This window comes from Luteimonas colneyensis (assembly GCF_014836665.1).
Classification (GTDB): domain Bacteria; phylum Pseudomonadota; class Gammaproteobacteria; order Xanthomonadales; family Xanthomonadaceae; genus Luteimonas; species Luteimonas colneyensis.
Genome location: NZ_JACSQJ010000002.1, coordinates 333,887 through 345,241, shown reverse-complemented (window position 1 = coordinate 345,241; position 11,355 = coordinate 333,887). Strand labels below are relative to the sequence as shown.

General features: G+C 72.0%; 11 protein-coding genes. 6 read left to right on the top strand and 5 right to left on the bottom strand.

What is annotated here, in order from left to right:
* Nucleotides 1–116: 116 nt before the first annotated feature.
* Entirely contained in the window at nt 117–1,415 is a 1,299-nt protein-coding gene (locus H9645_RS05705) for a lytic murein transglycosylase (protein WP_225218030.1), read from the bottom strand.
* Between the two features lie 124 nt (nt 1,416–1,539).
* Here H9645_RS05705 and H9645_RS05700 point away from each other — a divergent pair, with 124 nt between their 5' ends.
* The 5 genes from H9645_RS05700 to H9645_RS05680 all read left to right on the top strand — a co-directional run bounded on the left by H9645_RS05700 (nt 1,540) and on the right by H9645_RS05680 (nt 3,751).
* On the top strand, nt 1,540–2,025 hold the full coding sequence (locus H9645_RS05700; RefSeq protein ID WP_191728755.1) for an MgtC/SapB family protein: 486 nt from the start codon (nt 1,540–1,542) through the stop codon (nt 2,023–2,025).
* A gap of 56 nt (nt 2,026–2,081) precedes the next feature.
* Entirely contained in the window at nt 2,082–2,423 is a 342-nt protein-coding gene (locus tag H9645_RS05695) for an I78 family peptidase inhibitor (RefSeq protein ID WP_191728754.1), read from the top strand.
* 4 nt (nt 2,424–2,427) lie between these two features.
* Entirely contained in the window at nt 2,428–2,880 is a 453-nt protein-coding gene (locus tag H9645_RS05690; protein WP_191728753.1) for a guanyl-specific ribonuclease, read from the top strand.
* Nucleotides 2,877–3,299, top strand: a complete 423-nt coding sequence (locus tag H9645_RS05685) for a barstar family protein (RefSeq protein ID WP_191728752.1) — start codon at nt 2,877–2,879, stop codon at nt 3,297–3,299. Before H9645_RS05690 ends, H9645_RS05685 begins: the two co-directional genes overlap by 4 nt.
* Nucleotides 3,300–3,388: 89 nt before the next feature.
* The gene (locus H9645_RS05680) at nt 3,389–3,751 is read left to right on the top strand and encodes a hypothetical protein (protein ID WP_191728751.1); all 363 of its coding nucleotides are present in this window, start codon (nt 3,389–3,391) and stop codon (nt 3,749–3,751) included.
* Between the two features lie 27 nt (nt 3,752–3,778).
* On the opposite strand, the gene H9645_RS05675 is transcribed toward H9645_RS05680, so the two are convergent.
* The 3 genes from H9645_RS05675 to folE form a co-directional block, all read right to left on the bottom strand.
* Nucleotides 3,779–4,012 carry a hypothetical protein gene (locus tag H9645_RS05675; RefSeq protein ID WP_191728750.1) on the bottom strand — a complete coding sequence of 78 codons (234 nt, stop codon included), beginning with the start codon at nt 4,010–4,012 and terminating at the stop codon, nt 3,779–3,781.
* 62 nt (nt 4,013–4,074) lie between these two features.
* The gene (locus tag H9645_RS05670; RefSeq protein WP_191728749.1) at nt 4,075–4,869 is read right to left on the bottom strand and encodes a hypothetical protein; all 795 of its coding nucleotides are present in this window, start codon (nt 4,867–4,869) and stop codon (nt 4,075–4,077) included.
* A gap of 85 nt (nt 4,870–4,954) precedes the next feature.
* Nucleotides 4,955–5,554, bottom strand: a complete 600-nt coding sequence (gene folE, locus H9645_RS05665) for a GTP cyclohydrolase I FolE (protein ID WP_191728748.1) — start codon at nt 5,552–5,554, stop codon at nt 4,955–4,957.
* Between the two features lie 173 nt (nt 5,555–5,727).
* Here folE and H9645_RS05660 point away from each other — a divergent pair, with 173 nt between their 5' ends.
* Nucleotides 5,728–7,632, top strand: coding sequence for a DUF885 domain-containing protein (locus H9645_RS05660; RefSeq protein ID WP_191728747.1), 1,905 nt, complete (start codon nt 5,728–5,730; stop codon nt 7,630–7,632).
* A 122-nt stretch (nt 7,633–7,754) separates the two neighbouring features.
* On the opposite strand, the gene H9645_RS05655 is transcribed toward H9645_RS05660, so the two are convergent.
* Nucleotides 7,755–11,207, bottom strand: a complete 3,453-nt coding sequence (locus tag H9645_RS05655) for an amidohydrolase family protein (RefSeq protein ID WP_225218029.1) — start codon at nt 11,205–11,207, stop codon at nt 7,755–7,757.
* Nucleotides 11,208–11,355 lie beyond the last annotated feature (148 nt).

Below are 11,355 nucleotides of genomic sequence, written 5' to 3'. Positions count from 1 at the left end.
CCCCCCCCCCCCCCCCCCCCCCCCCCCCCCCCCCCCCCCCCCCCCCCCCCCCCCCCCCCCGCCGCTGCGACCGCTCCCGGTCGCTGCGGCCTTGGGGGCATCCGGCCCAGCCGCTCCTACGGGGTCGGTGCGCGCGGCCGCGACGTGGCGGCCTCCGCCCGTAGCGCCTCAAGGATCCGCAGCCCCGCACGTCCGTCGGCTGGCGCCATCCCGAGTCGCTTCTGCTCCTCCGCGATCGCACGCCGGGTCAGCGTACCGACCATGCCGTCGGCCTCCCCGATCGCATGCCCACGCGCCAGCAGTAGCGCCTGCAGTTCGCGCCGCTCCGCCCGGTCGATACCCGGATCGTCGGTGGGCCACGGCGTCGCGAAATCGCCACCGCCGCGCAGCCGGTCCGCCAGATGCGCGATCGCGAAGGCATAGCTTTCCGCCGCGTTGTACGAGTAGATCGCATCGAAATTCCTGAACACCACGAACGCCGGCCCCGACGCACCCGCCGGCAATACCACCGCCGCGCGTGCCTCCGTCGCCACGCCATCGAACGCCCCGCCATCCACCCGGCGGATGCCCTGCGCCAGCCACTGCGACAGCGGCCTCCGCTTCGTGCGCCCGGCCTGCGAAGCATCGAATCCGGCGGGCAGCTTCACTTCGTAGCCCCAGGGCTCGCCCGTGCGCCAGCCCGAGCGCTTCAGGTAGTTCGCGGTCGAGCCCAGCGCGTCGGGGATGCTGTCCACCAGGTCGCGCCTGCCGTCGCCGTCGAAATCGACCGCGATCCGCTGGTAGGTCGAAGGCATGAACTGCGTGTGCCCGAACGCGCCCGCCCAGGAGCCGGTGATGCCCGGATCGCGCAGGTCGCCCCGCGCCAGCAGCTGCAGCGTCGCGATCAACTCGCCCTGGAAAAAGGATTGCCTGCGCCCGAAGCACGACAGCGTCGACAGCGACACCAGCAGCGGCCGCTTGCCGAAGCTGCGCCCGTAGTCGCTCTCCACGCCCCACACCGCCACCACCGTCGCCGGATCCACGCCGTATTCGGCTTCCGCGCGCTGCAGCGTCGCGGCGTGCCCGCGCAGCATCGCCAGCCCGTCGTGCACGCGCTGCCGGTCGACCAGCGCGGCGAGGTAGTCCCAGATCGGCGTGGTGAACTCGGGCTGCTGGTCGAGCAGCGGCAGCACCGTCATGTCCGGCATGAGCTCCGCCGTCAGGCGGTCGTACGTGGCGCTGTCCACGCCCTTGTCGATCGCCGACCCGCGCAGCCGCGCCATGCACTCGCGGTAGGTCGCCAGTTCGACGTCGCTGGGCGCGGGAAGCGGCGTCGCCGCGGTGGCGGGCGTCGGCGCGACCGGCGACGGTTGCTGTGCACACGCCATGCCCAGCGGCAGGGCCAGCAGCAGGACGGACGTGGTTGGCAGGCGCATCGCAGGCTCCGGTTCGGTTCGCCCGGATTGTAGGCACGGCCATGCATGCACGACGCGTCACGATTTCACGGTCGCCAGACCCTGACTGCGCTGTCATCGGCCGTCCACCACCGGAAGACACGCGATGGACGCACTGCAGAACGGCGAACTCTGGATCCTGGCGCGCGTCGCCGCCGCGATGGCGCTGGGCGGCGTGCTCGGCATCGAGCGCGAGCTCGGCCGCCACGCCGCCGGACTGCGCACCCACATGCTGATCGCCGGCGCCGCCGCGCTGATCGTGGGCCTGGGCGACGTCGTCGCGCAGCACTTCTCCCAGGAGCAGTACCGCGACCTGCTGCGCATCGATCCCGTACGCCTGATCGAATCGGTGGTCGCGGCCGTGGGCTTCGTCGGCGCCGGCGCCATCCTGCGCGCGCGCGGCGAACAGCAGGTCTCCGGCCTCACCACCGCCAGTTCGCTGCTGATGGCCGCCGCCATCGGCATCGCCGCCGGCCTCGGCCACTACCTGCTCGCGCTCGGCGCGTCGCTGCTGTGCGTGGTGGTGCTGGCGCTGTTCCGGCGCCTCGAGCGCCACATGGGCACCGACGAACCACCGCGCCCGGACCGCTGAGTGCGACCGCGCCGCCGCTGCGGCATCATCCGTCCCACGACCGCCAAGGAGTCGCCATGCCCATCCTTCCCACCGCCCGTACCGCCGCCGCCCTGCTGGCCGCGCCGCTCGTCTGCATGGCGGCCGCCTGCTCCTCGACCACGCCCGGCGGCAGCGGGACCCCACCGCCGGTGATCAGCGACGGCGGCCTCGGCGGCACCTGCGACGCCAAGGCCGCCAGCGCCTACGTCGGCCAGGCCATCAGCGAAGAGGTCGCCGAACAGGCCAAGGCCGCCGCCGGCGCCCGCGGCGTGCGCATCATCCGCCCCGGCATGGCGGTGACCATGGACTACCGCGCGGGGCGCCTGAACCTCGAACTCGACGAGGCCGGCCGCATCGTCAAGGCCAGCTGCGGCTGACGCCATGGCCAGGCCAACAGGGGGACGCACGCCGCGCGGCTGGGCCTGGCTGGTCGCGGCCCTGGTGCTGGTCGGCAGCTGGCAGCTGCTGCAGCGCGAGGCCGGGCCGGGGATGCCGCCGGTGGCGGACACGTTCCCGGCAGCGGACGTGGCCACGCGGCGGGCGCAGGATCCCGCGCCCGACTTCCTGCCGGCCGAAGCCCACGCCACGCTCGCACTGATCGACCGCGGCGGGCCGTTCCCGCATCGCCAGGACGGCAGCGTGTTCCAGAACCGCGAGCGCCTGCTGCCGCTGCAGCCGCGCGGCCACTACCGCGAGTACACCGTCGACACGCCCGGCCTGGACCATCGCGGCGCACGCCGCATCGTCACCGGCGGCGACCCGCCTGCCGAGTGGTACTACACCGCCGACCATTACCGCAGCTTCCGGCGCTTCGAGCGGAGCCCGGCCCGATGATCGACGTCGAACTCGGCGCCCTGCTCGCCGACGCCGGCCAGGCCGCCGCCTACTTCATCGACGTGCGCGACCGTGCCGCCGTGGTCGAGGCGGCCAACGCGCTCGGCTACCACGTGGCCGAGGCCAACCTGGAGAACGCCGACGACAAGGCGGCGCTGCTCGACGAGCTGGCCGCTGCGCTGGAGTTCCCTGCCACGTTCGGCGCCAATTGGGACGCGCTGGCCGACAGCCTGGGCGACCTGTCCTGGCGGCCCGCGCCGGGCTACGTGCTGCTGCTGGACCACTGCGCCGACCTCCGCGAGGCCGCGCCCGCGGACTTCGCCACCCTGCTCGAGATCCTCGACGAGGCCGCGCGCGCGCATGCCGGCCAGGGCGTGCCGTTCTGGGCGGTCCTGCCGCTGGCCTCGGCGGACGCCTGACCGCGCCAGTCGCGTTCACGCCACGTCGACGTGACGATGACGAGCGCACGGGGATACTCGGGCCACGCCCATCCCGTGGGACCCTTGCGATGAACCGACTCATCCTGCGCGCCGCCGCTGCGACGCTCGCGCTCGCCCTGACCGCCTGCAGCGATCCATCCGAGGCCTACACGCCGGTGGACGAGCTGCCCTCGGCGACTCCGCCCGACACCGCGCCGCCCACCACGACATCGCCGCCCACCACCCCGATCGACGACGACGCCACCGCGGATCCGGTGGACCGCATCGACCCCATGGATCCCGCGCCGGTGCCGACGGACCCGATGGATCCCATGGACCCGGAAGTGCCCCCGCCGCTGGATCCGGTGCCACCCATCGACGAAGCCACGCGTCCGCCTCCGGTGGATCCGACGATGGAAGACGACGCCGATCCGGCACCGCCGACGCCGTAGTCCCGGCGCCGCGGCGCCCTGCGCGGGTCAGTCGTCCCGATCCTTGCGGAAATCGATCTGGCGGCTCTCGCGCTGCGTGCTGACGCTGCCCTCGCTGCGGCGCTCGCAGTCGCGCGCCACCGGCTCGCCGGGGCGATCCGGGCGGGAGGCGCACAGCGGATTCGCATCCACGGCGGCATTGGTGTCGCGATAGTCGCTGGTCCCGGCACATCCCGCGAGCAGCAGGGCGGAGAAGAGGCAGGCGGTGATTGACAGGCGCACGGGCGACATCCGGTTCCGGTGAATCCGGAGCCTGACCGACACCGGCGACGGGATCAACCCGCTCAGCGCGACGCCATCAGCCGGGCCGCTGACACCGCGAGCTGCTCCATTGCATCACCGACCGCGCCGAGCCCGCCGTCGGCGTGGAGGCCATGGCCGGCGCCGAACGCATCGGACACCTGGGCGGCGATCCCGCGGCCCTGTGCGAGCTGTGCACCAAGCACACCCTCGAAGGCCGAGGCCGCTTCGACCGCATCCGCGTAGTTGCCTTTCGCGACGCCGCTGAAGACGTCGCGCGCGGCATCGGCCAGGCCGGTCATCGAGCGGGCCACTTCGCCGAGATCGCCGATCGACGGCCCGACGCCGTTGGTCAGCGCACCGCTGGCGAGCGAACCCAGCACCCCCTGCGGACTGGCGGACGCGAACCCGCCCGGCACGCTGCCGAGCAGCGCGTCGACCGCTTGGTGGGCCAGGGCCTGCATCGGCGCCGGCATCGAATCCACCGCGTCGTGGGCCGCCGAAGCGACCGTGCCGCCGATCACCGCGTTCGCCACCGCGGCCACCGCGCCCGGCAGCCCGCCGGTGATCGCGCCCATCAGCGCCGCGCCCACCAGCCCCTGCAGGTCGTGCGCATCGAGGCCCAGGGCATCCGCGACCGATCCGAGCGCCTCGCCCAGGCCAATCGCATCGGCCATCGCGCCCAGCGCCGAACCCACGGCCTCGGCCACGGACTCCGCGACCGATTCCGCGACGCTGCCCAGGCTGTCGGCCGCCGCGCTGGCACCGGCGCTGTCCGCGCCGCTGCTGCCACCCGAACCACCGTCGCTGCCGCCTACGCCGCCTGCACCATCGCTCATGACCGGGCCTCCGCCGTCCGTACCGGCCCGACGCTAGGACACCGTGCCGCGGGGCACTACCCGGGGCGGACCCGAGGGGCCGCGTTCAGCCGCGCGGGTCGCCGATGAAGCGCAGGAACTCCTGGCGCGTGCGCGCGTCGTCGCGGAAGCCGCCGAGCATCTTCGAGGTCACCATGCTCACGCCGCGCTTGTGCACGCCGCGGGTGGTCATGCACTCGTGGCTGGCCTCGACCACCACGCCGACGCCGCGCGGCTTCAGCACGTCCTCGATCACCGCGGCGATCTGCGCGGTCATCTTTTCCTGCACCTGGAAGCGGCGCGCGTAGGCCTCGACCACGCGCGCGAGCTTGCTGATGCCCACCACCTTGCCGTCGGGCAGGTAGCCGACGTGGGCGCGGCCGATGATCGGCGCCATGTGGTGCTCGCAGTGGCTCTCGAACTGGATGTCGCGCAGCACGATCATCTCGTCGTAGCCGGCGACCTCCTCGAACGTGCGCTCGAGGTAGGCGCGCGGGTCGTCGCCGTAGCCGCTGAACCAGTCGCCGTAGGCATCCACGACGCGCTTGGGGGTGTCGAGCAGGCCCTCGCGCGACGGATCCTCGCCGGCCCAGCGCAGCAGGGTGCGCACGGCGGCCTCCGCCTCGTCGCGGGCCACGCCGTTGCGCTCATCGTCCGGATTGGCCATGGCCTGCGTCCTGTCGCCGAAAAACGCCATGGTACCGCGCGCGCTGCAGGCGGTCAGGCGCAGGGGCGGGACGAATGGGCCACATCGGCGGCGTCGATTCGTGGGAAAGTCGGCTCCGTCCGGCGTCCGCGCCTGCCCCGACCGCCCACCGTCCTGCCCCGGAGAATCCCCCGATGCGCACCGCTTCCGCACGCTCGCCCCTGGCCATCGCGCTCGCGCTGGTCCTGCCCCTTGGCCTTGCCGCGTGCGACCGCACGCCCACAGACGCGGCCGCAGGCCAGGCCGTGCCCGCTGGCACCGCCGCCGCGGAGGCCACGCCCGCCGAGCGCGAGGCCGAAACCGCGCGCCTCAACGCCTGGTTCGAGGCCAAGTACGAGGAGCAACTGCAGTTCAGCCCGATCCGGCTGACCTTCCTCGGCCGCAAGGAGCTCTACGACCAGATCGACGACGCCTCCGAAGCCGGCATCCGCAAGCAGCTCGCGTGGATGGAGGCCTCGGTGGAGGAGATGGAGGCCGAATTCGACTACGACCGCCTGGAGCCCGAGGCGCAGCTGTCCTGGAACCTGTGGAAGAAGCAGTACGAGAGCGCACGCGACGGCATGCCCTTCCTGCTCGACGGCTATCCCTTCGACCAGATGAACGGCATGCACAGCATGGCCCCGACCTTCATGATCAATTTCCACAAGGTCGACGAGGAGTCGGACTACCAGGCCTACATGTCGCGCCTGCGCAAGCTGCCGGCCACGTTCGACATCCTGATCGAGCGCGCGCGCGCGTCCGCGGCGCAGGGCATCCGGCCGCCGAAGTTCGCGTGGGAAGGGGTGGCCGACCAGTCGCGGAAGATCATCACCGGCGCGCCCTTCGACGACGGCGCCGACAGCGCGCTCTGGGCCGACGCCCAGGCCAAGGCGGACGCCCTGGCCACCGCCGGCAGGATCACCGCCGAGCGCGCGGCCGAGCTGAAGGAGGAAGCGCGCAAGGCCCTGGTCGACGAGGTGAAGCCCGCCTACGAGCGCATCCTCGCGCTGGCCGCCGAGGAGCTGCCGAAGGCCGCCGCGAACCCGACCGGCGTGGGCCAGACCCATCCCAACGGCGCCGCGTACTACGCCTATCAGCTGCGCGAGAACACCTCGACCGACATGACCGCCGACCAGATCCACGAGCTCGGCCTGTCCGAGGTCGCGCGCCTGCGCGGCGAGCTGGAGGCGGTGCAGAAGCAGATCGGCTTCGAGGGCGACCTGCAGGCCTTCTTCAAGCATGTCCAGGCCGATCCCAAGCGGCTGTATCCGAACACCGACGCCGGCCGTCAGGCCTATATCGACGACGCCACGAAGGCCATCGACAACATCAAGAAGCACCTGCCGCAGTACTTCGGCCTGCTGCCCAAGGCCGACCTGGTGGTGAAGCGCGTCGAGGCCTTCCGCGAGCAGGACGGCGCCGCCCAGCACTACAACCCCGCCTCGCCCGACGGCTCGCGCCCGGGCGTGTACTACGCGCACCTCTCCGATATGAACGCCATGCCGAAGACCGAGCTGGAGGTGATCGCGTACCACGAGGGCCTGCCCGGCCACCACATGCAGATCTCGATCGCGCAGGAGCTCACCGGCGTGCCGACCTTCCGCACGCAGACCTTCGACACCGCCTACAACGAGGGCTGGGGCCTGTACTCGGAGTGGCTGGCCAAGGAGATGCCCGACACCTACCAGGACCCGTATTCGGAATACGGCCGCCTGATGTCGGAGATGTGGCGCGCGATCCGCCTGGTGGTCGACACCGGCATGCACGCCAAGGGCTGGACCGAGGAGCAGGCCGTGGCCTACTTCCGCGAGAACAGCTCGGTGCCCGACGCCGCGATCCGCTCGGAGATCCAGCGCTACCTCGTGTTCCCGGGCCAGGCCACCGCGTACAAGATCGGCATGATCCGCATGCAGGAGTTGCGCCGGAAGGCCGAGGCCGAGCTGGGCGACGCCTTCGACATCCGCGGCTTCCACGACGCCATCCTCGGCGGCGGCGCGATGCCGCTGGACCTGCTGGAGCAGCGCGTGGACCGCTGGATCGCCTCGCGGAAGGCGGGCTGACGGAGGCGGCGCGCCGGCGCCCTGCGTCGGCGCGTGGCCACCGGCCTTCCGGGCCGCCAGGCAAACGAAAGGGCCCGGGGAAATCCCGGGCCCTTTGCGTACCACGATGTCCTTCCCGGACCTCAGTGCACGCCGTGGCACATCGATGTCGGCCCGAAGGACTCGCCGAACGTCTGCCCGTGGCCGTGGTGCTGCCAGTAGAACGTCGGCGCGGGCGCCGCCTGGTTGCCGACCTCGGCCATGTCGGCGGCGACGTCGAACAGGCGTCCGTCCACCATCACGTAGCGGGTGTCGGCGGTGTGGCGGATGTTGTCCAGCGGGTTGCCGTCCAGCACCACCAGGTCGGCGCGCTTGCCGACCTCGAGCGAGCCGAGCTGGCCGGCGAGGCCGAGGTAGTCGGCACCGTCGATGGTCGCCGCGCGCAGCGCCTCGAAGTTCGTGAAGCCGCCCTGGGTCAGCATCCAGGTCTCCCAGTGCGTGGCCATGCCCTGCAGCTGGCCGTGGCCACCCACCTGCACCTTGACCCCGGCATCGCGCAGCACCTTCAGCGACTTCGCCACCTCGATGTGGTGGTAGTCCCAGTCCGGCGCGACCTCGCGGCGGATCGAGCGCGCGTCCAGCGTCTCGCGCGGGAAGAAGCGGTTGAGCTTGGCGTCCTCCCAGACGTTGTCGCGCGCATACCACCAGTACTCGCCGGACAGGCCGCCGTAGCTCACGACAAGCGTCGGCGTGTTGCGCACGTCGGTTTCCTTCCACAGGTTGACCACGTCGGCGTACAGCGGCGCGACCGGCAGGTTGTGCTCGATGCCGGTGACGCCGTCGAGGATCATGGTCATGTTGTGGTGGAAGGTGGATCCGCCCTCCTCCACCACCAGCATGCCGAGCTCGCGCGCGGCCTGGTCCACCTGCTGGCGCTGGGCACGCCGCGGCTGGTTGTAGCTCTTCACCGAGAACGCGCCGTGCGCCTGCATGCGGCGCAGGTGGCTGCGGGCGTCGTCGAGCGAATCGATCTCGGCCTTGAAGCCGCCGTCGGCGCCGTAGAGGATCGTGCCGGTGGAGAACATGCGCGGGCCGACCATGCGCCCGGCCTGCAGCAGCTCGGACTGCGAGAACACGAACTCGGTCGTGGCCGAGGGGTCATGCAGCGTGGTGATGCCGAAGGCGAGGTTGGCGTAGTAGGCCCAGTTCTGCTGCGGCACCACGCCCTGGCCGAAGTTCGAGGCGTGCGCGTGCACGTCTATCATGCCCGGGATGATGGTCTTGCCGGCCACGTCGATGACGCGTGCGCCCGAGGGCACCTGCACCGCTCCCCCCGCGCCGACGGCGGTGATGGTGTGGCCGTCCACGACGATCGTGCCGCCCTCGATCACGTCCTGCGCGTTCTCCGCGTCGCGCATGGTCACGATGCGCGCGTTGGTGAAGGCCACGACGTCGCGCGGCGCGTAGACCTCCGCGCCCAGGCCCACGGCGATGCCGCCACCGGGCGCGGGCGCGGCGATCTCCTCCGGGGCGCCGGGCAGGAAGTCGAAGGTCTGGTCGAGGCGGCGCGAGTGGTAGCGGTCGCCGACCATCCAGTGCAGCGACTTCGAATCCGCCGCCCAGTGCAGGTAGCTGCCGACGTCGGCGCTGACCGCGCGCACCGGCACCGCCCTGGTCTTGCGGTCGAGCGTGATGGTGCGCCCGGTCTCCGGCATCGGCGCCACGTAGGCGTTGAAGAGCTCGGTGAAGGCCACCCACTTGCCGTCGGGGCTGATCTGCACCGAATCCACGTACTTCAGGTCGAACACCGCGCGCGGCTCCTCGCCGTGCAGGCCGACCGACATCAGCTTCTTCTCCATGCCGTTGCCGGCCAGGTACAGCACGCGCGTGCCGTCATGGCTGAACTGCGGCGACTGCCCGCTCTCGGCCACGCGCACGGGGTCGCCGCCGCCGACGGGCACCACGTGGATGCCGCGCTCGCCCGACCACAGGCTGCCGGTCAGGCCGCCGCCGCTGCTGCGGCTGTAGACCACGTGCTTTCCGTCGGGCGAGAAGCGCGGGTGGTAGTAGAAACCGGGCTCCTGCGTGAGCTTGCGACCTTCGGCGGTGCCACCGGCGCCGCGCACATGGATCGCGCCCAGGCCCTCGTCGGACCAGGTCGTGTACAGCAGCTGGCGGCCGTCGGCGCTGAAGCTCGGCTGGTACTCGTACACGTCGCGGTTCGCGGTCAGGCGCGACGGCGTGCCGCCCGGCAGCGACTTGCGCCACAGCTGGCCGAGCGCGTGGAAGACCAGGGTGCCGCCGTCGGCCGAGGTGGCCACGTCACGGATCATGCGCGGATTGAAGCGGCCTTCCGGCAGCGCCCGTTCGAAGCGCAGCGGCTGCGACACCACCTGCTCGACCTGCGCGGTGAACGGGATCTTCGACGCCGCGCCGCTCGCCATGTCCACGCGCCACAGGCCACCCTGTGCCCAGGCCACCACCGACTTCGAATCCGGCGTCCAGCCAAAGCCGCTGTACGGCCCGAAGATCGCCCACGCCTCCTGCTGGTCGTGGCTCAGGCCGTCCCAGACCGGGCGCACCTCGCCGCTGGCGATGTCCATGCGGTGCAGCACGCTGGCGTCGCGCACGCGCTTCACGAAGGCCAGCGTCTTCCCGTCGGGCGACACCTGCGGACGCACCGCGCCACCGGGCGTGGCCACCACGGTCTCGGCCCTGCCGGTCTGGCGGTCGAAGCGCTTGATCGCGTAGATCACGCCGTGCGGATCGCGGTTGTACTCGAAGCTGGGCCCCTGGCTGACGTCCTGCGAGAAGTACACGTAGCGCCCGTCCGGCGACACGCTGGGCTCGCCGAGGTCCTGCTGTTCGTTCGGCTTCTCCACCAGCTGGATGCCGCCGGTGGTGCCCGCGGCGTGGTACAGCCAGAGCTCGCCGGCGCCCAGCGAGCGCGTCGAGGTGAAGTGCTTGCGCGCCACGATGTACTGCCCATCCGGCGTCCAGGTCGGGTTGTTGAGCAGGCGGAAGTCCTCGTCGGTCACCTGGCGCGCGTCGCCGCCGTTGGCCGCCACCGTCCAGATGTTGTTGGCGCCGTTGCGGTCGGAAGTGAAGGCGATGCGGCGGCCGTCGGGCGACCAGCGCGGCTGCACGTCCCAGGCGCGGCCGCTGGTGACGCGGGTGGCGGCGCCGCCGGCGATCGGCATGCGGTAGAGGTCGCCGAGGAGCGAGAACACCAGCTCGCGGCCATCGGGCGACACGTCGACGTCCATCCACGTGCCTTCGCTGGTCTCGAAGCGCACCGTCTTCGCCTGGCCCTGGACGGACTCGACGTCCCACTTCGCCTCGCCCTCCGCCCCGTTGGCGTCACGGCGCTGGCCGCGCGCGCTCTCCAGCGGCGCCTCGGCCGGATCCTGGCCCGAGCGGTCGAGCGCTTCCTGTTCGAGTTCGACGTTGTCGCGACGGTCCGGATCCTGCTGCACCGGCGGCGCAGGCTGCGGTGCAGGCGAGGGCGACGGCGCGGGCCGCGGCGGGTCCTGGGCGAACGCGGGGGCCGAAGCGAGCGCGGTGGCCAGGGCGAGGGCGAGCGTGGTGCGGATCATGCGGCGGGTTCCGGAGTGCAAACCGTCGACCTTAGCCGCGCCCTCGACCACTTTGCGCGGGACAGAAGTCCCGGTCACCGGCGGCCACGCGCTTGAAAACCGCGCAGGCGCGCGCATATCCGTGGACCAATCCCCTGGCCATGTCCGG